This window comes from Actinoplanes sp. NPDC051513, from assembly GCF_044454685.1.
Classification (GTDB): Bacteria; Actinomycetota; Actinomycetes; order Mycobacteriales; family Micromonosporaceae; genus Actinoplanes.
In genome coordinates this window covers 703,893-725,179 of sequence record NZ_JBITDW010000002.1, presented here as the reverse complement: position 1 = coordinate 725,179, position 21,287 = coordinate 703,893, and the positions used below count along the sequence as shown (strand labels likewise).

At 70.1% G+C, this 21,287-nt stretch carries 21 protein-coding genes; 6 read left to right on the top strand and 15 right to left on the bottom strand.

What is annotated here, in order from left to right:
- Positions 1-28: 28 nt before the first annotated feature.
- On the bottom strand, positions 29-739 hold the full coding sequence (locus ACIA5D_RS08640; protein ID WP_396029239.1) for an alpha/beta fold hydrolase: 711 nt from the start codon (positions 737-739) through the stop codon (positions 29-31).
- Complete coding sequence (locus ACIA5D_RS08635; RefSeq protein ID WP_396029238.1) at positions 739-1,689, bottom strand: alpha/beta hydrolase; 951 nt, start codon at positions 1,687-1,689, stop codon at positions 739-741. Before ACIA5D_RS08635 ends, ACIA5D_RS08640 begins: the two co-directional genes overlap by 1 nt.
- Positions 1,690-1,836: 147 nt before the next feature.
- Here ACIA5D_RS08635 and ACIA5D_RS08630 point away from each other — a divergent pair, with 147 nt between their 5' ends.
- From ACIA5D_RS08630 to ACIA5D_RS08615, 4 genes are read left to right on the top strand one after another with little or no spacing between them, the layout of a single operon-like run.
- The gene (locus ACIA5D_RS08630; RefSeq protein WP_396029237.1) at positions 1,837-2,703 is read left to right on the top strand and encodes an RNA polymerase sigma-70 factor; all 867 of its coding nucleotides are present in this window, start codon (positions 1,837-1,839) and stop codon (positions 2,701-2,703) included.
- Positions 2,704-2,763: 60 nt separating this feature from the next.
- Entirely contained in the window at positions 2,764-4,254 is a 1,491-nt protein-coding gene (locus ACIA5D_RS08625; protein WP_396029236.1) for an FAD-dependent oxidoreductase, read from the top strand.
- Positions 4,238-4,603 (top strand): siderophore-interacting protein, encoded by a 366-nt coding sequence (locus tag ACIA5D_RS08620; protein WP_396029235.1) that lies wholly within the window; start codon positions 4,238-4,240, stop codon positions 4,601-4,603. Before ACIA5D_RS08625 ends, ACIA5D_RS08620 begins: the two co-directional genes overlap by 17 nt.
- A 16-nt stretch (positions 4,604-4,619) precedes the next feature.
- Positions 4,620-5,522, top strand: coding sequence for an SDR family oxidoreductase (locus ACIA5D_RS08615; protein WP_396029234.1), 903 nt, complete (start codon positions 4,620-4,622; stop codon positions 5,520-5,522).
- Positions 5,523-5,569: 47 nt separating this feature from the next.
- Here ACIA5D_RS08615 and ACIA5D_RS08610 read toward each other — a convergent pair whose 3' ends face one another.
- The 11 genes from ACIA5D_RS08610 to ACIA5D_RS08560 all read right to left on the bottom strand — a co-directional run bounded on the left by ACIA5D_RS08610 (position 5,570) and on the right by ACIA5D_RS08560 (position 17,793).
- Complete coding sequence (locus tag ACIA5D_RS08610; RefSeq protein ID WP_396029233.1) at positions 5,570-6,310, bottom strand: SDR family oxidoreductase; 741 nt, start codon at positions 6,308-6,310, stop codon at positions 5,570-5,572.
- Between the two features lie 133 nt (positions 6,311-6,443).
- Entirely contained in the window at positions 6,444-7,634 is a 1,191-nt protein-coding gene (locus ACIA5D_RS08605; protein ID WP_396029232.1) for an MFS transporter, read from the bottom strand.
- Between the two features lie 84 nt (positions 7,635-7,718).
- Positions 7,719-9,329 carry a protein kinase gene (locus ACIA5D_RS08600; RefSeq protein ID WP_396029231.1) on the bottom strand — a complete coding sequence of 537 codons (1,611 nt, stop codon included), beginning with the start codon at positions 9,327-9,329 and terminating at the stop codon, positions 7,719-7,721.
- Between the two features lie 52 nt (positions 9,330-9,381).
- Positions 9,382-10,920, bottom strand: a complete 1,539-nt coding sequence (locus tag ACIA5D_RS08595) for a glycoside hydrolase family 13 protein (protein WP_396029230.1) — start codon at positions 10,918-10,920, stop codon at positions 9,382-9,384.
- Between the two features lie 271 nt (positions 10,921-11,191).
- Positions 11,192-12,139, bottom strand: coding sequence for an aldo/keto reductase (locus ACIA5D_RS08590; protein ID WP_396029229.1), 948 nt, complete (start codon positions 12,137-12,139; stop codon positions 11,192-11,194).
- On the bottom strand, positions 12,136-13,185 hold the full coding sequence (locus ACIA5D_RS08585) for an NAD-dependent epimerase/dehydratase family protein (RefSeq protein WP_396029228.1): 1,050 nt from the start codon (positions 13,183-13,185) through the stop codon (positions 12,136-12,138). The genes ACIA5D_RS08590 and ACIA5D_RS08585 overlap by 4 nt, the downstream gene beginning before the upstream one ends.
- Positions 13,182-13,553: a tautomerase family protein gene (locus tag ACIA5D_RS08580; protein ID WP_396029227.1), complete on the bottom strand. Its 372-nt coding sequence runs from the start codon at positions 13,551-13,553 to the stop codon at positions 13,182-13,184. The genes ACIA5D_RS08585 and ACIA5D_RS08580 overlap by 4 nt, the downstream gene beginning before the upstream one ends.
- Positions 13,554-13,555: 2 nt before the next feature.
- On the bottom strand, positions 13,556-14,344 hold the full coding sequence (locus ACIA5D_RS08575) for a carbohydrate ABC transporter permease (protein ID WP_396029226.1): 789 nt from the start codon (positions 14,342-14,344) through the stop codon (positions 13,556-13,558).
- Entirely contained in the window at positions 14,344-15,288 is a 945-nt protein-coding gene (locus ACIA5D_RS08570; protein ID WP_396029225.1) for a carbohydrate ABC transporter permease, read from the bottom strand. Before ACIA5D_RS08570 ends, ACIA5D_RS08575 begins: the two co-directional genes overlap by 1 nt.
- The gene (locus tag ACIA5D_RS08565; RefSeq protein WP_396029224.1) at positions 15,285-16,637 is read right to left on the bottom strand and encodes an extracellular solute-binding protein; all 1,353 of its coding nucleotides are present in this window, start codon (positions 16,635-16,637) and stop codon (positions 15,285-15,287) included. Before ACIA5D_RS08565 ends, ACIA5D_RS08570 begins: the two co-directional genes overlap by 4 nt.
- A gap of 133 nt (positions 16,638-16,770) precedes the next feature.
- Positions 16,771-17,793, bottom strand: a complete 1,023-nt coding sequence (locus ACIA5D_RS08560; RefSeq protein ID WP_396029223.1) for a LacI family DNA-binding transcriptional regulator — start codon at positions 17,791-17,793, stop codon at positions 16,771-16,773.
- A 106-nt stretch (positions 17,794-17,899) separates the two neighbouring features.
- On the opposite strand from ACIA5D_RS08560, the gene ACIA5D_RS08555 reads away from it, so the two are divergent.
- Entirely contained in the window at positions 17,900-19,165 is a 1,266-nt protein-coding gene (locus tag ACIA5D_RS08555) for an endo-1,4-beta-xylanase (protein ID WP_396029222.1), read from the top strand.
- A 6-nt stretch (positions 19,166-19,171) separates the two neighbouring features.
- Here ACIA5D_RS08555 and ACIA5D_RS08550 read toward each other — a convergent pair whose 3' ends face one another.
- Positions 19,172-19,663 (bottom strand): MarR family winged helix-turn-helix transcriptional regulator, encoded by a 492-nt coding sequence (locus ACIA5D_RS08550; RefSeq protein WP_396029221.1) that lies wholly within the window; start codon positions 19,661-19,663, stop codon positions 19,172-19,174.
- Positions 19,664-19,755: 92 nt separating this feature from the next.
- Here ACIA5D_RS08550 and ACIA5D_RS08545 point away from each other — a divergent pair, with 92 nt between their 5' ends.
- Positions 19,756-20,331, top strand: a complete 576-nt coding sequence (locus ACIA5D_RS08545) for an NADPH-dependent F420 reductase (RefSeq protein WP_396029220.1) — start codon at positions 19,756-19,758, stop codon at positions 20,329-20,331.
- 21 nt (positions 20,332-20,352) lie between these two features.
- On the opposite strand, the gene ACIA5D_RS08540 is transcribed toward ACIA5D_RS08545, so the two are convergent.
- Entirely contained in the window at positions 20,353-21,219 is an 867-nt protein-coding gene (locus ACIA5D_RS08540; RefSeq protein ID WP_396029219.1) for a DUF6910 family protein, read from the bottom strand.
- Positions 21,220-21,287: the final 68 nt, after the last annotated feature.

The window sequence follows — 21,287 nt, the reverse complement described above, 5'->3', positions numbered from 1 at the left end:
CGGGGATCCGGCCGATCGGCCCGCGGGACTACTGCGCGGCTTCCAGGATCGTCTGGGTGACGGCCTCCGGCTGCGAAACGCTCAGCGCGTGGGAGGCGCCGGCGATCTCGCGTACGCCCTTGCCGCCCGAACGCTGGGCCATGAAGCGGTGCAGCGCGACCGGGATGTTGAGGTCCTGGTCGCTGAAGACGAACCACGACGGGATGGTGCGCCAGGCCGGCTGGTCGGTCGCCACGGTGTCGGTGAGCGCGGTCTGGGTGGCCGGGCGCTGCGTGTGGTACATCAGCGCGGCCTCCTTCACCGGCACGTCGGCGCAGAACTGGTGGTGGAAAGCGTCCTGGCGGATGGCGAGCTCGTTGCCGCCGGTGCTGACCGGGTAGGCGTTCAGGGCATCGCCGAGGGTGCTGCCGGGGAACTTCGCGGACAGCTCGAACGCGGACTCGCCCGTCTCGGGAGCGAAAGCACAGACGTACACGAGGCCGGTGACCGACTCGAGGCCGGCGGCCGCCTCGGTGATGACCATGCCGCCGTACGAGTGGCCGGCGAGGACGATCGGGCCCGGGATCGACTTGAGCACGTCGCGGACGTAGGCGGCGTCACCGGCGAGGCTGCGCAGCGGGTTGGCGACGGCGACGCTGTCGTAGCCGGCGTCGTGCAGGCGCTCGATCACGCCGTTCCAGCTGGCGGACTCGGCGAACGCGCCGTGAACGAGGACGACGGTGGGCTTGGTCTCGGACATCAGTTGCTCCCTAGGGCCTTGCGAAGGATGGAGATGGCCTGCTCGATGGCGCCGGTCGCGGCGGCGGTGCCGCGAACGGGGTTGAGCATCATGAAGTCGTGGAGCGTGCCGTTGTAGCGGACCGCGGTGGTCCGCACGCCGGCCGCGGTGAGCTTGCGGGCGTACGCCTCGCCCTCGTCGCGCAGCACGTCGTTCTCGTCGACGATCAGGAACGCCTCGGGCAACCCGGCGAGGTCGTCGAGGGTCGCCCGCAGCGGCGAAGCCGTGATTTCGCTGCGCTTTTCCTTCTCCGGGAGATACGCGTCCCAGAACCAGGCCATGCTCTTGGCCAGCAGGTACGGCCCGGCTGCGAACTCGCGGTAACTTCCGGTGTCCTGCCCGGCGTCGGTGACCGGGTAGTACATCGACTGGTGGACGAAACTGACGTCGCCGCGCTGTTTCGCGAGGATCGCCACCGCGGCGGTCATGCAGCCGCCGACCGAGTCGCCGGCGATCGCGAGCCGCGACGCGTCGAGCCCCTCGGTGGCGCCCTCTTTCACGATCCACTGCGCCGTCGCGTACGCCTGCTCGATCGCCACCGGGTACCGGGCCTCCGGCGACCGGTCGTACTCGACGAAGACGACCGCGGCGTTCACCCCCACCGCGAGCTCACGGACGAGCCGGTCGTGGGTGCCGGCGTTGCCGAGGATCCAGCCGCCGCCGTGCACGTACAGGATGGCCGGGAGCGTCCCGGTGGCGCCGAGCGGCTTGACGATGCGGACGCGGACGTCACCGGCGTCGGCAGGCACCGTGATCCACTTTTCGTCCACGTCGGGTTTCGCGATCGGGGCGGCCTGGATGTCGTCGAGCAACTTTCGCGCTCCGGCGACGCCGAGGTCGTACAGGAATGGGGGTTTGCTGGTGGCGTCGGCGATCTCTTGCGCCGCGGGTTCGAGCACGTGGTCCGTCATTTGTCTGCCCTTTCTGACGTCTCGCTAGGCCAGACCGGGTGGCTCCGGAATCTGTGACAGCGGAGCCGGTGTTGCCCGGGGCACACTGGTGATCGGCTGCTCGCCGGGTGAGGATGGGGGGTCGACAAGCTGGGGGGAGACGAAGGCATGCTGGGGGATCTCGACGAGGCCGCCAAGATCTTCACGGGGGTGCGGCCGCGACTGTTCGGGATCGCATACCGGATGCTCGGCAGCGCCACCGAGGCCGAGGACCTGGTGCAGGACGTGTGGTTGCGCTGGCAGGCATACGACCGCGCCACGGTGGAAAACCCCGCCGCTTTCCTGGCGACCACCACGACCCGGCTGGCGATCAACGAGCTTCAGTCGGCCCGCGCCCGCCGGGAGACGTACGTCGGGCCGTGGCTGCCCGAGCCGGTCGACACCGCCGCCGACCCCTACCTGGGCGCGGAGCGCGGCGAAGCCCTCGAGTTCGCGGTGCTCATGCTGATGGAGAAGCTGACGCCGACCGAGCGGGCCGCCTACGTGCTGCGCGAGGCGTTCGACTATCCGTACTCGCAGATCGCCGACATTCTGCAGTCGACCGAGCCGGCCGTGCGCCAGCTGGTCAGCCGGGCCCGCAAACACGTCACCGGCGAGCGCAAGATCCCGGTTTCCGACGTCATGCAGCGCGAACTGCTCGCGACTTTCCTCGAGGCGGCCCGCTCCGGCGACCTGCAGGCCCTCGAGAAGCTTTTCGCCGCCGACGTGGCGAGCGTCTCCGACGGCAACGGCACGCGGAACGTGGCGCGCAAGGTCGTGGCGGGCGCCGAGCGGGTGGCGAAGTTCATCGCGGCGTTCTCGAGCTGGTACTGGGAGGGCGTCGAGATCCGCTGGGTCACCGCGAACGGGCAGCCCAGCGCCGTGATGACCCGCAAGGGCGAGCTGCTCGGCGTGGTCGCGCTGACCGCGTCGGCGGACGGTATCGACGAGCTGTTCTGGATGATGAACCCGGAGAAACTTTCAGCCATCCATTGATGTCACAAAACCGCACGGTTTCCTGTCTTAGCTGGCGATTGCTAGAGAACTGGAGTCACCGTGCGGACGATCTTGGTGGTCGGTGGGGGCTATGCCGGCTTCTACACCGCTTGGAAACTGGAGAAGAAACTCCGCCGGGGCGAGGCACGCGTCATCGTCGTCGACCCCCGGCCGTACATGACATATCAGCCGTTCCTGCCCGAGGTGCTCGCCGGCTCGGTCGAGGCCCGGCACGCCGCCGTGTCCCAGCGCCGGCACCTGCGCCGGACCAAGCTGATCACCGGGGCGGTGACCCGGATCGACCACGCTGATCGCACGGTCACCGTGCGCCCGGCCGAAGGACCCGAATTCCCCATCCCGTACGACATCATCGTCGTCACCGCCGGAGCATTGACCCGCAAGCTGGCCGTCCCGGGCATCGCCGAGAACGCGATCGGCATGAAGCACGTCGAGGAGGCCGTCGCCATCCGCGACCGCCTGCTGACCGCTTTCGACCAGGCGGCGACGCTTCCTCCCGGCCCGCGGCGCGAACGGCTGCTCACCGTGACGTTCGTCGGCGGCGGGTTCTCCGGCGTCGAGGGCTTCGGCGAGCTGCTTTCGCTGGCGACCGCGCTGGTCAAGCGCTACCCCGAGCTCAGCGCCGACGAGGTGCGCTTCCACTTGGTGGAGGCGCGCGACCGGATCCTGCCCGAGGTGACCGACAAGCCCGGCGAGTGGGTGGTGCGCTCGCTCGAGGAGCGCGGCGCGCGCGTACACCTCAACGCGCAACTCCTCGACGCGACCGACGGCCATGTGGTGCTCTCGACCGGGGAGGAGTTCGACTCCGAGCTGATCGTCTGGACCGTGGGCAACGGCGCGAACCCGATGGTGCACAACCACACCGACCTGCCGATCGACGCGCGCGGCATGCTCGTCGTGCGGGCCGACCTGCGGGTGGGCACCGACGAGGCGCCGGTCGAGGACGCGTGGGGCGCCGGCGACGACGCCGCGGTGCCCGACCTGGCGGCCTCACATGAGGGCGCCGCGACGGTGCCCAACGCGCAGCACGCCGTGCGGCAGGGAAAGTTGCTCGCGAAAAACATCATCGCCACGCTGCGCGGGCGCAAACCCAAGCCGTACGTGCACCACAGCCTCGGCACGGTGGCGACGCTCGGCCTCGGGCGCGGCATCTTCCAGTACCACCGCCTGGTCATCAAGGGATTCCCGGCGTGGGTGATGCACCGCGGGTACCACGTGCTGGCCGTGCCCACCTGGGAGCGCAAGGTACGCGTCCTGTTCGTCTGGGCGACCGCGGCGCTGTTCGGGCGCGACATCGTGTCGCTCGCCTCGGTGCAGCACCCGCGGGACGCGTTCGTCACGGGCGGTCTCGTCCTGCCCGCCGGGGAAGGCTCTCCGGCCGGGCAAGCCTCTCCGGCCGGGCAAGCCTCTCCGGCCGGGCAAGCCTCTCCGGCCGGGCAAAGCTCTTCGGCCGGGCAAGCCTCGAAGGAGCCGGGCGCCGAGGCCGCGGCCCGAGAGCTGGTGTCGTCGCGCTCCGATGCACCCCTCCCCTGACGACGTCGTACGCCGGCTGGCCCGGGCCTGCGCACGGGGCGACCTCGAGGCGCTCGAGGCGCTCCTGCACGGCGAGGCCGTGGCCCTCTGCGACGGCGGCGGGCAGGTTCTCGCCGCCGTCGCGCCGGTGCGCGGCCCGGCCGGCGTCGCCCGCCTGATCCTCGCCCTGCTCTCCGATCGGCCCGGGACCGAGCTGACCGTCGAGAGCGTCAACGGCCGTGCCGGCCTGGCCCTGCGCCGGGACGGCACCGCCGTGGCCGTGGTCGCCGTCGGCGCCACGGCGGACCGGATCACGACCGTATGGATCGTGCTGAATCCGGCCAAATTGCACCACTGGCACCGCCCCTGAACAGGAGTTTTTCATCATGAACAACGATCTTTCCGGCCAGCTCGCGGTCGTCACGGGCGCGAGCAGCGGTGTGGGGCTCGGCCTGGCCACCCGTCTCGCCGAGGCCGGCGCCGAGCTGATCCTCCCGGTCCGCGACCCCGCCAAGGGCAAGACCGCGCTCGACCGCGTCCGGGCCACGGCGCCGGACGCCCGCGTGTCGCTGGGCGAGCTCGACCTGGCCTCGCTGGACTCGGTCGCCGCGTTCGCGCGGAGCCTGGACCGGCCCGTCAACATCCTGATCAACAACGCCGGCGTGATGGCGCCCGCGACCCGGCACACCACCGCGGACGGCCTCGAGCTGCAGTTCGGCACCAACCACATCGGGCATTTCGCGCTCACCGGGCAGTTGCTGCCGCTGCTGACTGCGGGCAACGCCCGGGTCACGACCATGACCAGCGCCTCGGCGAAGCGGGCGGCGCTCAACTTCGACGACCTGCAGAACTCGGAGAAATATTCGGCGGTTAAGGCGTACGGGCAGTCGAAACTTGCCAACCTGCTTTTCGCGCTCGAGCTCCACCGTCGCGCGACGGCGGAGGGCTGGGGCATCCTCAGCAACGCCGCGCACCCGGGCACGACGCTGACCGGGCTCTACGCGGCCGGCCCGAACATGGGCCGCGAAAAGCCCTCCCCGCTCGAGAAGATCATGACCCGGTTCAACAAGTGGGGCCTGCTCGTGCAGGGCGTCGACCAGGGCCTACTGCCCGCGCTGTACGCGGCGACCGACCCGGCGGCGCGGGGTGGCCGGCTCTACGGCCCCGACGGCTTCGGCCAGTTCACCGGCGGGCCGACCGAGCTGCGGATCTATCGCCCGGCGCAGGACACGGAGGCGGCGACGCGCCTCTGGGAGGCCTCGATCTCGCTGGCCGACGTCAAGTACTGAGAAAGCAAAAGGGCGCCGGGTTTCCGGCGCCCTTTTAGAGTGTCGGACTACTTCTGCGTCGCCAGCCACTCGCGGAAGGTCGTGGTGGAAAGGATGGCGTTCGCCGGGGCGGTAAGCACGTCGCCCTGAACAGCCGCGAACATTCCGGCCGTGTTGTCGACGACGACCGCGCGCTTGTCGCCCTTGGCCTCGAGCACGATCCGGCCCAGCTCGTCGAGCGTGAAGACCTCCGGGCCGCCCACGTTGCGGATGCCGTTGAGCGGCTTTCCGGCGCTGACCTCGGCGACCGCCTTGGAGATGTCCGCGGACGCGATCGGCTGCACCGGTGTGGCGGGCAGGCGCACTGTGTTCTCGTCCGAGGTCCACGAAAGAACCGAGGGCATGAACTCGAAGAACTGGGTGGCGCGAACGATGGAGTACGGAACCGGGCCGGCCTCGAGGATCTTCTCCTGCAGCACCTTGGCCCGGTAGTAGGCGAGGTCGGGCACCTGGTCGACGCCGACGATGGAGAGGATGACCGCGTGGCCGACCCCCTCGCGCTTCGCGGCGACCAGCATGTTGTCCATGCTCGTCTGAAAGAAAGCCGGCGACGCGTCGTCGAACGTTGGTGAGTTCGTCAGGTTGACGACCACGTCGGCGCCCTTGAGCGCCCCGTCGAGCCCCTCTCCGGTGAGCAGGTCCACCCCGTTGGACGGCGACAGCGGCGTCGCATCGTGCCCGGCCGCTTCGAGGAGCTTGACGACCTGCGACCCGATGAGCCCGGTCCCGCCCAGGACGGCGATGTTCATGGCTTCACACCCTTTCCAGCAGCCGTTCTGCTGTCGCCACCTAAGACCGGGCGGGGAACCGATTTGTGACAGCCATCCTGGAGCGGCGGAAATTAACGATCAAACCGATGACATATACGAGGCAGCGCCGCGCTCAGCGTGGCGCGGTTGCCGGCGGCAGCACTGCCGACGTCGTGGGGAGGCGGCGCAGGGCGCGCACCACCGGGATTGTCGCGATCAGGCCGATCACCGGAATCAGGAACGCGGTGCGCAGGCCGACCGGCTCGGAGAGCGCGCCCAGCAGCACCGCGCCGACCAGCGCGCCGCCGTAGTTGAAGAGGTTGACCCGGGCGATCACCTCGTCGCTGTGGCCCGGCGAGGCCTCCCCCGCCGCGCTGAACGCCAGCGGAACGAGGATGCCGACGCCGATGCCGGCGAGCGCGAAACCGACGATCGCCGGGACGATCGCCGGGATGGCGACCACGATCCCGCAGCCGACCGCGCAGACCAGCAGACTCCCCGCCGCGGCGGGACCTCGTCCGATCCGCGGCACGACATGGTCGCCGGCCAGGCGCGAAACAAGCACGGCGGCCTGGTAGGCGGCGTAGCCGAGCGGGACCACGGCTGCCGAGGCGAGCAACGAGTCGTCGAGATAGACGGAACTCCACGTGGAGACGGCCGAGTCGGCGAGGAAAGCGGTGAAGATGAAGGCGCCGCACACCAGGACGACATGCCGGGTGCCGTCGCGGCGCTTGTCGCCGACCAAGTCGGGCATGACAGTTTTCGCGGGCTCGAGCGACGAGAAGCCCGCGAACACGACTCCGGCGGCGAAGACAGCGGCGGCCCCGACGGCCAGTGCCGCTCCCCCGCCCGAGGCGGCGAAACCGGACATGAGCAGGGCGGCGGTGATGGCGGCGGCGGTGTAGGCGGCGAAAAGGCGGCTCATCACGCTGCGCCCGAGGCGCGCCTGAACCAGGACCCCTTGCATGCTCAGGCTGGCGTCGACGGCGCCGAGCCCGATTCCGTACGCGATGAGGATGACCGTGAAAACCGGGGTCGGCGTGTGGAAAGTCGTGAGCCCGAGACCGGCGGCCACCGCGAGCAGGCCGCCGCTCAGCGCATAGCGGCTCCCCCAGCGCGCGGCGGCCTTGTCGGCGAGGATCGATCCGCCCGCCGCGGCCACGCAGACCAGCAGCAGGATGACGGAGACGAAACCGTCGTCGATCCCCTGCCGCTCCTTGAACGTCGGCAGGGCGGTGACCACCGCCGCGTAGCCGAAGCCCTGGGCGGCGTACCCGGCCCCGATCCAACCGGCCCGGCGCCCGCCGCTCACCTCTGTCCGCATCAACGGATCATCGTCGGAACGGGGCTTCGGGAACAGACCCCGCACCGATCCCCTTTCTGGAATCTTTCGCGTGCCGGGCGGCGGTCAGTTCGGGCCGCGATCGACCAGGCTGAACGTGGACAGCGGCGGTGCGTCGCCGACCTCCTCGACGAAAACGGTGTGCGTGGAGGGGCTGAACTGGACGAAACCGTAGGTCTCGTTGGCCAGGAAGTAGGTCGGGCGGCCCTTGTCGTCCTTGCCGTTCGCGGCGCTCAGCGAGAACACGGTCGCGGCGGTCGGCTCGCAGGCGGTGGGGGCCAGCGAGGCAGCGCCGTCCGGGACGATCTTCACGCCGAGACAGGTCTCCTCGGCCGCAATGGTGTCCCGCAGGGTCCTGATCATGTAGTCCACGCCGTACGGGACCAGGAGGAACAGCGACTTCGCGCCGGTGCCGTCGCCGGCGACGACCTGGTTGTCGTGCAGGTCGAGGGCGAGGTCGCGGTCGGCCTCGGCGATGTGGATCAGCGTGCGGTGGGTGCCGCGGAGGATCGCGGCGTGCGTGTCGACCGGAGCCGGCGCAGACCGGGAGGACGCGTTGGAGCCGCCGGACGGTGGGGTGGCCGCCGGCTCGGGCGTGCTCGCGGCGAGGAGCTCGTGCGAGGCGACAAGACCGGCGCCGGCCAGCACCAGGACGGCGACGGCGCCGATCGCTGCGGCGCGGAGGCGACGGCCGCCGGTGCGGGACGGGCCGGTGCCAGACGGGCCGGTGCGAGACGGACCGGTGGGAGACGGAAAGGCGTCCGGCTCGACGGGCGCCGGCGGGGCGAGAACCGCCGCGGGCGACACCGGCACGCCGACGGGTGGCGCGGGGGTCTCGGCGAGTGCCGGCACCACGGCCGTCGGGGCGGCGACCAGGATGTCGAGCAGCTGGCGGGCCGTGGGGCGGTCCTGCGGCTCCTTCGCCAGCGCCCACTCGGCCGCGTCGCGCAGCGAGGCCGGCAGGCCGGTGAGCTCCGGTGGCTGGGTCAGGATCCGTACGGCGGTCGCGGTGGCGGAGTCGGCGTCGAAGGGGGTACGGCCGGTCGCCGCGTACGCGACGACGGCGCCCCACGCGAAGATGTCCGCCGCCGCGGTGGTCGGACGGCCGGGCGCGGGATCGAATCGCTCGGGCGCCATGTACGCGACCGTGCCGACCATCTGATCGGTGCGGGTGTGCCGGCTGGTCGCCTCGAAGGCACGGGCGATGCCGAAGTCGATGACCTTGATGCCGCCCGGCGCGAGCAGCACGTTCGCCGGTTTGAGGTCGCGGTGGATCACTCCGGCGCCGTGGATCGCGGTGAGCGCGGTGGCGATGCCGATCGCGAGCCCGTGCAGCGCGGCGCCGGCGAGGGGCCCGTCCTCGCGCACTTTCGTGGCGAGGCTGGGACCGTCGACGTACTCGACGACCAGGTACGGCGGCTCGTGGTCGGGGTCGGCGTCGAGCACCTCGGCGGTGCAGAACGGCGGGACCTGCCGCGCGCGGTTGACCTCGCTGCGAAAGCGGGCGCGGAACTCGTCGTCGCCGGTGAAGTCGAGCCGGACGGTCTTGATCGCGACCGGTCGCCCCTCCGACGACCGGCCGAGGTAGACCGTGCCCATGCCGCCCTCGCCGAGCCGCCCTACCAGGTCGTACCGGCCGATCCGTGTGCCGTCACCCGGCCGGAGTGGCGTCGCCATCCGGTCCCCCTCCATCGACGCCCGTCGCGCGACGTAACCATAGAGCAGGGCGTCAACGCAGCCAGGCGGCGGCCTCCCCCGGCAGCGTGCCGTCGGCGTTCAGGGGCGCGCTCGCGAGGAGCACCTCGCCGGTAGGCAACGTGACCGGGTTCGTGCCGGTGTTGACCACGCAGACGAGCCGGCCGGGCATGCGGCGGAAGCAGAGAACCGATTCGTCGCCGTCGTCGAGCCACTCCAGGCCGCCGTCGCCGAGGTGCCGGCGGCGCAGGGCCAGCGCCTCCCGGTAGAGCGAGAGCATCGAGCCGGGGTCGCGCCGCTCGGCCTCGACTGTCCGGTTCGCCCAGGCGGCGGGCTGCGGCAGCCAGGGCGGCTCGCCGGCGCCGGGCGGGCTGAAGCCGAACGGCGGGGTGGCGCCCGACCAGGGCAGGGGCACCCGGCATCCGTCCCGGCCGCGCTCGGCGCCGCCCGTCCGCAAGAAATTGGGGTCTTGCCGCAAGGCGTCGGGAATGTCGAAAACCTCCTCGAGCCCCAGTTCCTCCCCCTGGTAGAGGTAGGCGCCGCCGGGGAGCGCCAGCATCATCAGCGCCGCCGCGCGGGCCCGCCGCTGCCCGGTTTCGCCGCCGCCGTACCGGCTCGCGTGGCGCACCACGTCGTGGTTGGAGAGCACCCAGGTGGCCGGCGCCCCGAACGGCGCGAGACCGGCGATCGTGTCGTCGATCGCCGTGCGGAAAGCTTTCGCGTCCCAGGGCGCGACCAGGAACGAGAAGTTGAACGCTGTGTGCAGCTCGTCGGGTCGCAGATAGAGGCCGAGCCGCGCGAAATCGTAGACCCAGGCCTCGGCGACGCTGACCCGATCGCCCGCGTACGCGTCGAGGATCCGCCGCCAGCCGCGCCAGATCTCGTGCACCTCGTCCTGGTCCCAGAACGGATGGCCGGGCTGGGCGACGTGCACGGGCAGGCCGGGGTCGAGGTCGCCGGGCAGCTCCCGAAGGTTCGGGTCCTTGCGCAGACCGTGCGCGACATCGATGCGAAACCCGTCGACGCCGCGGTCTAGCCAGAACCGCAGGATGCTCTCGAACTCGGCGACCACCTCGGGGTTCGTCCAGTCGAGGTCGGGCTGCTCGGCGTCGAACAGATGCAGGTACCACTGGCCGTCGTCGACCTGGGTCCACGCCGAGCCGCCGAAGACCGACTGCCAGCCGTTGGGCTTGTCGCGAAAGATGTACCGGGCGCGTGCCTCGGGGTCGCCGGCCAACGCGCGCTTGAACCAGGGGTGCTTCGAGGAGGTGTGGTTGGGCACGAGGTCGACCACGACGCGCAGGCCCAGCCGGTGCGCGTCGGCGATCAGGCGGTCGGCGTCGGCGAGGGTGCCGAAGAGCGGCTCGACGTCGCGGTAGTCGGCCACGTCGTAGCCGGCGTCGGCCTGCGGGGACGGGTAGAACGGGTTGAGCCAGATGGCGTCGACGCCGAGCTGGGAGAGGTACGGCAGGTGCTCGATCACGCCGGGCAGGTCGCCGACGCCGTCGCCGTCGGAATCCGCGAAGCTGCGCGGGTAGACCTGATAGATCACCGCGTCCCGCCACCAGGCCACCGGCTCGGCTCCCTTCGACGTGCTTTCTCGCCACCGTGGAAATCCAAGGATCTCACCTCGCCGAGCGGCCCGAGCCGGAACCGTGACGCCCGAAACCGGCCGCAGGGCGAGGCCGGCCGCAGGGCGAGGCCGGCCGCAGGGCGAGGCCGGCCGCAGGGCGAGGCCGGCCGCAGGGCGAGGCCGGCCCGGGGCGCCGGGCGGGCCGGCCCCCCGGGGGGTGCGCCTCCGTCTGGCGGATCGAGGCGCCCAGGGTGGCGAAGGGACGGGCGGCCTACCGGGGCGGGTCCAGCCAGTGCCGCGGGTCGGGCGTCAGGGCGTCCAGCTCGGCCCACAGACTTTCCGGGACAGGCGTCTCGGCGAGGGCGACGGTTTCGGCGACCCGCTCCGGCGACGAGACGCCGACCACCGTGGAGTGGACGAACGGGGCCCGCAACGAAAACTGCAGCGCCGCCGCGGCGAGCGGCACGCCAACCCGGGACGCCGCGTCGCGAATCGCGATGGCGGCCGCGGCGATCGTGTCGTCGCGCCGGCCGTAGGCGTACTTCTCCTGTTTCTCCGGGCCTTTCGCCAGCATGCCGCCGCCGTACGGCGCGGCGTTGAGCACCCCGATGCCACGCGCGTGCGCGTCGCGGAAAAGTTTCTCGGCCGAGCGGTCGAGCAGCGTGTACCGGTTGTGCGTGAGCACCACCTCGAAGACGCCGGTGTCCAGGTACTGCCGCATGAGCCCGACCGGTCCCCCGGCGACGCCCAGATGCTCGGCGAGCCCTTCCCGCTTCAGCTCGGCCAGCGTCTCGACCGGGCCGCCCGGCGCGGTGCCCTCCGCGAAACTGATCCGCTCGGGATCGTGCAGGTGCAGCAACTGCACCCGGTCGAGGCCGAGCCGTTCGAGGCTCTCCTCGAGCGACCGACGGACCCGCTTGCCCGAGAAATCGCCGGTGTGCGGATCGGGGTCGACCTTCGTGGCGAGCACGACGCCCGGCGGGAGCCCGCCGCGCCCGCGCAGCGCCAGGCCGATCCGGCGTTCGGCCGAGCCGTCGGCGCCGTAGCCGTTCGACGTGTCGATGAAGTTGATGGCGCCGCCGGAAAGCACCGCGTCGACGGTTTCCACCGCGCGGTGCTCACTCACCTCGTACCCGTAGAGGCCGGGCATGCTCGCGAGCGGGCTCGTGCCCACGCACAGGGCCGTGACCTGCAGTCCGGTGCTGCCGAGTTCGATCATGCGGGCACCCCCTTTGCAGCGAAAATATCGCGGGCGGCGTGGTAAGCGTCGACGATCCGGGTGAGGACGGCGTCGTCGCCGGCGTCGCCGCGGGTGCTCTCCGGGTGGTCGCGGCGCCAGGCGACCATGCGGTTCGCGGCGCGGTGGAAAGTGAGCCGCGGCGCGAATCCCGGCACGAAAGTGCGAATTTTCGTGTTGTCGAAGACCGCGCTGTGCCCGAGGTCGCCGACCATCTCGCCGGACCAGAACCACTCGGGCGCCACCAGCGGGAACATTTCGGAGGCGACGTGCACGAGGCGGGCCTCGACGCCGAGCGCGGCCGCCATGATCGTGTAGATCTGGTCCCAGGTGTACACGTCGGGCCCGGTGATGTTGAAGGTCTCCCCCGCGGTCCGGGGGTTGCCCAGCAGGCCGACGAGGCCCTGCGCGAAGTCCTCGGCGTGCGTGAGGGTCCACAGCGAGGTCCCGTCGCCGTGCACCGGAATCTCGGCGCCCCGGACCATGCGGTCGACGACGGTCCAGCCGCCGGGCAGCGGCGGGTTCGCGTCGTCGTAGGTGTGCGACGGGCGCACGATCGTCACCGGAAAGCCCTTCTCCGCGTACGCGTCGAGCAGCGCCCTCTCGGCGCGCCACTTCGCCGTCGCGTACGGGAGCGGGGGGTTGGGTCCGGTGGGTGTGGACTCGTCGATGGGCACCTGGCGCACCGGCTTGGCGTAGATGGAGCCCGAGCTGATGTGCACGTACTGCGCGGCGCGCGGCCCGAACAGGCCGGCCATCCGGAGCGCGTCGCTTTCGTCGTACGAAAGAAAATTGACCACCGAGTCGAAGGTGCGGTCGCCGATCGCGGAAGCCAGCGAACTTTCGTCGGCGACGTCGGCGACGAGCGTCTCCACCTCGTGGGGCAGCCCGCGTTCCTGCCGGTTGCGGCCGCGGTTGACGACCGTCACGCGCATTCCCGAGGCGACGGAAAGCCGCACGCAGGAGGCGCTGATGGTGCCCGTGCCGCCGAGGTAGAGCACGGACAAGGGGGCGGGGTCGATGCTCATTTTCCGGCGTACCAATCCTCGAAGCCGTTCTCGGTCAGGCTGATCAGCACGTCCTGCGGGCGGATGCCGAGGGGCTCGAGCCGGCCCACGACCGCCTCGAAGAACGCCCGTTTGGTGTTCACCGGGTACATGTGCACGGCGATCACCCGGATCACCAGCAGGTTGCGGCGGTCCACGTCGTTGTAGCCGGGGTCGAACTTGAGCTCGCCGGGACCGTGCGGCTGAAAGATCTGGAACCGGTCGTCGGCGGGGATGCCCAGCGCCTCGATCTGCGCGTCGTGGATCGCGTTCCCGATCTCCTCGTGAAGTTTCTCGAAAACCTCGCGGTCGAGGTGGACGTGGATGAGCGGCACGATGTCACCTGTCACTTTCACTTGATGGCGCCGGCCGAGAGGCCGCGCTCGAAGAGACGCTGGAGGCTGAGGTACGCGACGACCTCGGGAATGGCGGTGATGACGGCCGAGGCGAGAATCTTCGTCTGGTCGTTGCTGAACTCGCCGACGAAGAACTGCGGGACCAGCGTGATGGTCTGCAGGCTCGGCGACTGGAGGAAGACCAGCGGCATGAGGTAGTCGTTCCAGGCCGCGACCAGCGTGAAGATGATCACCGCGGCGGCGATCGGCCGGGTCAGCGGGATCACCAGGTAGCGGAAGCCGCGGTACGAGTTCGCGCCGTCCACCCGGGCCGCCTCGAACAGCTCGTCCGGCAGGCTGTTGATGAAGTTGCGGCTGAGCAGCACGGCGAACGGCACCTGCAGCGCCGCCAGCGGCAGGATCACCGCCCAATAGGTGTCGTAGAGGCCGAGTTTCGTGTCGGTCGCGAAAAGCGGGGCCAGCAGGACAACCTCGGGCAGCGTCAGGCAGGCCAGCAGCAGCCAGAAGTAGACCTCGCGGAATCGGATGTGCAGTTTCGCGAAACCGAACGCGGCCATCATGGTCACCGCGTAGACCAGCACGATGACGGCGGCCGCGACGATCACGCTGTTCACGAAGAAGCGGGCGAAGCCGGGCACGCCGAGGACCGCGCGAAAGTTCTGCACACCCTCGCCGGCGAACGCGCCCTTGACCATCACGATCAGCGGGAACAGGTACGGCAGCACGAGGATCGTCGCCACGATCTGCAGCAGGACCCGGCCGGCCCGGGAGCGGATCTCGAACATCAGCGCCGCCCCGCATCCCGCTCGCGCCCGGCGAGCTGCAGGACGAGGGCCATGACCAATGCCACCACCAGCAGGATGATGGAAAGCGCGGCCCCGTACCCGACGTGCGCGAGCGGGATGGTCTGTCGATAGATGTAGGTGCCGAGGAACTCGGTGGCGTAGTTCGGGCCACCGATCGTCACCAGGTACGGCACGTCGAACGTCTTCAGCGCGCCGATCGCGCCGAGGATGGCCAGCGCGATCGTGGTGCCGCGCAGCTCCGGCCAGATGATGCTGCGCAGCGTGCGCCAGTTGCCGGCGCCGTCCATCCGCGCGGCCTCGAGCACCGACGGGTCGACCTGCGTCATCGCCGCGTAGTAGAGGATGAACGTAACGCCCGTCCACTCCCAGACCGTGATGAACATGATCACCGGCAGAGCGGTGCTGGTCTGGCCGATCCACGGCTGGGCCAGCGAGCCGAGCCCGACGTGCGAGAGAACCGCGTTGAGCTCGCCGTCGGGGGCGAACATGTGCCGGAAGACCGGCGCCATGATGGCCGGCGCGAGCACCACCGGGATGAACACGATCACCTTGTAGAGACCGGCGAGCCGTAGACGCGAGTGTGCTATCACGGCGAACGCCAGCCCGAGCAGCGTCTGGATCACGAAAGTGACCACGAAGAAAACCACGGTGTGCCGGACCGCCGTCCAGAAAACCGGGTCGTGCAGGATCCGTGTGTAGTTCTTCGCGCCGACGCTTTCCGGGCCGGGGCTGATGCCGTCCCAGTTGAGCGTCGAGATGTATCCGGTGTAGCCGATGCCGTAATAGATCAGCCCGACGCTCAGCACCAGCGCGGGGAGGATCCAGGGCAGGCCCGGCGGCCGCCGCGGGCCGCGGCGCCCCGGCCGGCCGCCACCGCTCGCGGCGGCTCGCCCGGGGCGCGTCAGCGTGGACGACGCGGTCACTTGAAGGTCACTCCCGCGGCCTCGGCGGCCTGCTGGAGGGCCTTGGCCGCGTCGGCGGGGGTTGCCTTGCCGGTCGCCACCGAGGTGGCAGCGGCCAGGATGCCGGTCTGCACGTCGGCGTTGAGCAGCGCCTCACGCGGCTCGGTGACGCTGCCGACCTTCTCGATCAGCTGCTCCACCGGCTCTTTCTGCGAGGCCGGGTCGACCAGCTGGATGGTGCCGAAGTCGGGCTCGACGCCCTTGAGCGCGGGCAGGTCGTTCAGCTGGTTGGCGATCGCCTGCTGGCCCTCCTTGCTGGTGGCCATCCACTTCACGAAGGTTTCCGCGGCGGCCCGCGACTTCGCCTTGGTCGAGATGGCCAGGCCGAAATCGGCGTCGCCGTACATCTCGCTGGTGTTGCCGGCGCCGGCCACGTCGGGGAACGCGATGGGCAGAATCGGGAACGGCTTCGCGCCGCTGACGCCGGCGGCGCCGAGCGCGGCGGTCATCGCCTTGTTCGTGGCGTACTGGGTGTACCAGGTGCCCATCATGACCATGCCGTACTTGCCGGTCAGGAAGTCGTTGTTGGCGTCCGGGTACTGCTGGTAGCCGACTGCGCCGGGCTGCATGATCCCCTTGTCGAACAGCTGCTTCCAGATCTCGAGCGTCTTGACGATGCCGGGGTCGGTCCATTTGGCGTCGCCGGTGGAAGCTTTCGTCCAGAGACCGGGCTGCACCGAGTTGGCGATCGACTGCAGCGTGTCCTGGTCGAAGCCCTCCTGGGCCGCTCCCTGCACGAAGCAGCCGACCTTGTTCTGCTTGAGGACGTCGCAGACGTGCACCCACTCGGCGAGCGTGGTGGGCGGGTGCAGCGAGTACTTCTTGAAGATGTCACCGTTGATCCACAGCATGCCGGCGTAGACCGAGCCGACCGAGAGCGCGGTGAGCTTGCCGTCGGCGGACAGTCCGCTGATCCCGATCGGCGCGACCTTGGACTTCCAGTCGGCGCCGAGCGCGTCCTCGGCGATCTTCGTCTGGTCGACCGCGAAGGACTTGAATTGCGACACGTACGCCCCGGGCTGCATGTCGAAGACGTCGGGCCCGTTGCCGGAGGCCAGGGCGGGACGCAGGGCGGCGACCCAGTCGGAGATGTTGACCAGCTTGAAGTTGACCTTGATGTTCGGATACTGCTTGTTGAACGCGGCGATGTAGGTGTCGGCCGTCGCGTTGTCGGTCGGCGTCCAGCCCCACCAGTTCACGGTGCCGGAGGTCGCGCTCCCGGCATCGGCGGTGGTGTCGGAGCCGCCACCGCAGGCGGTCAGGGCGGACACGGCGAGAGTCGCGGCGGCGAGGACGGGCAGAAGGCGCATGGGACCCTCTCCACTTCTCATGGAGCTTGCGGGCATCAGGGAAATGAGAGGGCGGTCCGGACCAGTGGTCGGGACCGCCCTGGCTGTTGCCCGAGGCTAGGCCGCGCGAAACTTGCGCGTCAACGTTTCTTGATTAGTTGGAAACTTTCGTTGGCACGGTCGTGCTGGACCGGACCACCAGCGAGGTGTCGATGTCGATCCGGGTGAAGGCCAGCTCGGGCTCGCCGCCGAGCCGCCGGATCAGGTGCACGGCGTGCTGGGCCATCCCGGCCAGGGGGACGTGCACGGTGGTCAGCGGCGGCCCGGCCCACTGGGCGATCCGCAGGTCGTCGTAGCCCACCACGGACAGCTCGTCCGGGATGCCGATGCCCAGCGTGCGCGCCGCCTCGTACACGCCCAGCGCGTACAGGTCGGAGGAGGCGAAGATCGCGGTGGGCCGGTCCGGCCGGGACAGCAGCGCGAGGCCCTCGGCCAGGCCGTCGGCATGGTGGAACTGACCGGGACGGACGAGCTCGGGCTCGATCGCGATGCCGGCCCGGTCGAGCGCAGCGCGGAAACCGGAGAAGCGGGCGGTCGAGGCCATCATGTCGGGCGGGCCGGTGATGATCCCGATCCGGCGGTGTCCCAGGTCGATGAGGTGGCGGGTGGCCAGGTAACCGCCGTTCCAGTCGGCCGAGCCGATCGACGGGATGTCGGGCGCCGGGGTGCCGGCCGGGTCGATGACCACGATCTGGATGTTGCGCGAACGCAGCATCTTGCGATCGGCCTCGAGCAGGCGGCAGGCGATGAGCACGACGCCGACGGGCTGGCGGCTCAGGACGTCGCCGACCCACCCCGGATGCGGCAGGTTGTCGGCGTTCGAGCCGGTCAGCACCATGCCCAGGCCGTCCTGGCGTGCGGCCTGCTCGATGTGGGCCACCACCTCACTGCCGAACGGGCTGTCGATCTCGTAGCAGAGCACGTCGAGCAGTGGGGCGGTCGGCCGTTTCGTGGCCCGCGGCTGATGCGGTGTGTCCTGCAGGTACGCCTCGACCCGTGCGCGCGTGCCGGCCGAGACTCCCGTTCGCCCGTTGAGAACCTTGGAGACCGTCGATTCCGAGACATTGGCCAGCTTGGCGATGTCGGCCAGGCGAGGGCCGCGGGGCTTGCTGGGCATGTGCATCGTGCCTATCTGTGTGATTCCGGGCCGTTGACGGCGTGGAACGGGCGTACCTATGCTGCGGTTTCGCACGACACTTTCGCAATCTTCGGAGAAAGTTTCCATGACATCGAATCTCGATCACCGCTTCGGCGAGGTCACACTCACGGTGCTCGGACCCGACCGCCGACCGGTCGCCGAAAGGCTCGTCACCGTCGCGCAGCAACGGCACGCATTCGCCTTCGGCAACATCGGCTTCGATTTCGTTCCGCTCGTCGGCGGGCCCGATCCAGAAGTTATAGACGACGTCGAGGGCTTCGGCGGAGTTATCCACAGGGGGCCGGGGCTCAACGTCCTCGCCGGGCTGTGGACAAACCTCTTCAACGTCGCGACTTTGCCCTTCTATTGGGGCAGATATGAGCCGCTACCGGGCATGACAGATGCCGACCGGCTCGAGAAAACGGCACGGTGGTTGGCCGATCAGGGCGTCGCGGTGAAGGGCCATCCGCTGCTCTGGCACACGGTGCAGCCGGGCTGGCTGATGGGGCTGGAACTGGACGAGGTCGAGCGCCGGGTCCGCACCCGGATCCGCGACGTGGTCGAACGTTTCGCCGGGCTGATCGACACCTGGGACGCGATCAACGAGGCCGTGATCATGCCGGTCTTCGCGAACGGGGAGAACGCCATCACCCCGCTGGCCCGGGCCCGGGGCCGGATCGCGATGGTGCGGATGGCGTTCGAGGAGGCGCGCGCCGCCAACCCGTCCGCGACGCTGGTCCTCAACGACTTCGACCTGAGCTCGGCGTACGAAATTCTGATCGAAGGGGTTCTCGAGGCCGGGATAAAGATCGATGCGATCGGTCTGCAGACCCACATGCACCAGGGCTATCGCGGCGAGGAGTACACGACCGAGATGCTCGACCGGTTCGCGCGCTACGGGCTGCCGCTGTACATGACCGAGACCAGCCTCGTCTCCGGTCACGTGATGCCGCGCGAGATCACCGACCTCAACGACTACCGGATCTCCTCATGGCCGACGACGCCGGTCGGTGAGGCCCGCCAGGCGAACGAAATCGTCCGGCACTACCGCACGCTGGTCGAGCACCCGGCCGTCCAGGGCATCAACTACTGGGGACTGACCGATGACGGCGCCTGGCTCGGGGCGCCGATCGGGCTCCTCCGATCGGACGGCACGCGAAAGCCGTCGTACGACGCGCTCGAGTCGCTCATCAAGGACGAATGGTGGCTGCCGCCGACCGAGATGCGCACCGGAGCGGACGGCGGGCTGACGGTGCGCGGTTTCCACGGCGACTACATGGTTTCCGGTGTGCCGTTCTCGATCCGGGCCGGCGGGCCCGCGCGGACGGAGGTCGTGCTGCCGGCCGAGTAGATCGCCTCAGAGGTCGTAACGCTCGTAGATCGCCGATCGCGCGCCGTCCGGGTCGAGCCGGTGCAGGACGGAGTCGGCGATCGCGGCCAGCTGGATCACCTGCTCGTGGGTGAGCGCGTCGATCACGTACTCGCGAACGGTCGCGACATGGCCCGGCGCGCTCTCCTCGACCTTCTCCCAGCCCGCCTCGGTGAGGCGGGCGTTCGTCGCACGCCGGTCCTCGGGGCAGGGAAAGCGCTCGAGCAGACCACGCGTCTCCAGCCGCTGCACCACGTGCGAAAGCCGCGCGAGGGTGGCGGTCGTGCGCTCGGCCAGAGCGGTCATCCGGAGCGTGCGCCCCGGGGCCTCGGAGAGCATCGCGAGCACGTAGTAGTCGAAGTGGGTGAGCTGGGCGTCGCGCCGCAGCTGGGCGTCCAGCGCGGCGGGCAGCAGCTCCAGCACGGCGGCCAGTCGCACCCAGGCCGCCATCTCCCCCGTGTCGAGCCATCGCGTATCCACGATCACATTCTGACAGGAGCTTTAGTTGTTGCTACAACCTACGTCGCCGTGAGATGGTTGTTTCTACAACCAATTGGCTTCAGGAGGCCACCATGGCGCACATCAGCATCCTCGGCACCGGAAACATGGGTCAGGCGATCGCCGGCCTCGCGGCCAAGGGCGGCCACACGGTCGAGCTGCTCAACACCTCGCACGCGGACCAGGCGGTCACCGGCGACATCGTGGTGCTCGCGGTTCCGTACCCGTCGGTCGCGGCCGTTCTCGCCGAGCGCGCCGGCCAGCTGGCCGGCAAGGTCGTGGTGGACATCACCAACCCGATCGACTTCGCGACCTTCGACGGCCTCACCGTTCCCGCCGACAGCTCCGCGGCTGCCGAGATCGCCGCCGCCGTCCCCACCGCGCGGGTCGTGAAGGCCTTCAACACCAACTTCGGCGGCACCCTCGCATCGGGCAGCATCGGCGCCGAGACCACCACCGTCCTGATCGCGGGCGACGACGCGGACGCCAAGGCGCTGCTCTCCGGGGTGGTCGCCGCCGCCGGCCTCAAGGCCGTCGACGCCGGGTCGCTCAAGCGGGCGCGCGAGCTGGAGGCGCTCGCCTTCCTGCAGATCACGCTGGCCGCCGGCGAGAAGATTTCGTGGACCGGCGGGTTCGCCGTCACCGCCTGACGACTTTCGCGGCCGCACCTTCTAGTAGGCGACCCTCAGCGTCAACTGCAGCGAAGGCGCGGCCGGGTCGTCGGCGTCGACCACGGCCAGGAGCGTCGTTCCCGCGAAAGCCAGGCCCTCAACTTTCGCGTTCAGAACACCCACATCGCGTACGCCTTCGTCGTCCAGCAGCATCAGGGCAGCACCCGCGACCGGGCCGTCGTCGATCGCGTTGGACGTGTCCTCGGCGACCGCGCTGACCAGCACCAGCCCGTCGCCGGCCGCGACCGCGTCGGTCACCCCGAGCGCGACCCCGTCCACGTCGCCCAGGTCGTAGTGCCGGACGTTCCCGACCGCGACCTTTCGCTCCCCGCCCGCGAATGTTGCCAGCAACGCCTCCAGGTCGACATCGACGGAAACCGTCGGCGCTCCCGCGGCCCGATTGGCTCGCTGAAACCACCGCAGTCGATCTCCGACCACGCAGGCGCCCTCGAGGTTGAGCTGATCGGCCAGCCCCATCGCCGCCGCGACACGGCGATAGACCGGCGCAAGGTCCGCAACGGTGAAAGCCGGATTCCCGCCGGCATCGAGCCGCACCAGCGAGCCCCGCATCCGCGCCGGCGACGAGCCGGAGCCGAGCAGCAGCGCCGCGCCCCCGATCGCGCAGGCCGCCTCGAAATCGGGCTTGAGATGTTTCGTTCCGGCCGCCTCGCTGAACACGTCGAGCCCGTCGACGGCCTCGACCACCCGCACCGGCGTGATCCCCGACGGCCGTACCCACGCGGCGTGCGTCGCATCGTCCTGCACGACGAGCCAGCCGCCTCCGAAGGAAACGATCGCCGACGCGGCGCGTACCGGCGAGCCGTCCGCGAACGAAAGCGCGCTCGCCGACTCCACGACAACCTTCATGACTAATGAGGATCCGCCATCTCGCGGCCGTCGCTCCAGCGAGCGCGCCGAAAATCGCATGCGGCTGA

Coding starts and splice junctions, on each gene's coding strand:
- ACIA5D_RS08640 (WP_396029239.1), bottom strand. CDS start 739: ATGTCCGAGACCAAGCCCACCGTCGTCCTCGTTCACGGCGCGTTCGCC.
- ACIA5D_RS08635 (WP_396029238.1), bottom strand. CDS start 1,689: ATGACGGACCACGTGCTCGAACCCGCGGCGCAAGAGATCGCCGACGCC.
- ACIA5D_RS08630 (WP_396029237.1), top strand. CDS start 1,837: ATGCTGGGGGATCTCGACGAGGCCGCCAAGATCTTCACGGGGGTGCGG.
- ACIA5D_RS08620 (WP_396029235.1), top strand. CDS start 4,238: ATGCACCCCTCCCCTGACGACGTCGTACGCCGGCTGGCCCGGGCCTGC.
- ACIA5D_RS08615 (WP_396029234.1), top strand. CDS start 4,620: ATGAACAACGATCTTTCCGGCCAGCTCGCGGTCGTCACGGGCGCGAGC.
- ACIA5D_RS08610 (WP_396029233.1), bottom strand. CDS start 6,310: ATGAACATCGCCGTCCTGGGCGGGACCGGGCTCATCGGGTCGCAGGTC.
- ACIA5D_RS08605 (WP_396029232.1), bottom strand. CDS start 7,634: ATGCGGACAGAGGTGAGCGGCGGGCGCCGGGCCGGTTGGATCGGGGCC.
- ACIA5D_RS08600 (WP_396029231.1), bottom strand. CDS start 9,329: ATGGCGACGCCACTCCGGCCGGGTGACGGCACACGGATCGGCCGGTAC.
- ACIA5D_RS08590 (WP_396029229.1), bottom strand. CDS start 12,139: ATGATCGAACTCGGCAGCACCGGACTGCAGGTCACGGCCCTGTGCGTG.
- ACIA5D_RS08585 (WP_396029228.1), bottom strand. CDS start 13,185: ATGAGCATCGACCCCGCCCCCTTGTCCGTGCTCTACCTCGGCGGCACG.
- ACIA5D_RS08575 (WP_396029226.1), bottom strand. CDS start 14,344: ATGTTCGAGATCCGCTCCCGGGCCGGCCGGGTCCTGCTGCAGATCGTG.
- ACIA5D_RS08565 (WP_396029224.1), bottom strand. CDS start 16,637: ATGCGCCTTCTGCCCGTCCTCGCCGCCGCGACTCTCGCCGTGTCCGCC.
- ACIA5D_RS08560 (WP_396029223.1), bottom strand. CDS start 17,793: ATGCCCAGCAAGCCCCGCGGCCCTCGCCTGGCCGACATCGCCAAGCTG.
- ACIA5D_RS08555 (WP_396029222.1), top strand. CDS start 17,900: ATGACATCGAATCTCGATCACCGCTTCGGCGAGGTCACACTCACGGTG.
- ACIA5D_RS08545 (WP_396029220.1), top strand. CDS start 19,756: ATGGCGCACATCAGCATCCTCGGCACCGGAAACATGGGTCAGGCGATC.
- ACIA5D_RS08540 (WP_396029219.1), bottom strand. CDS start 21,219: ATGAAGGTTGTCGTGGAGTCGGCGAGCGCGCTTTCGTTCGCGGACGGC.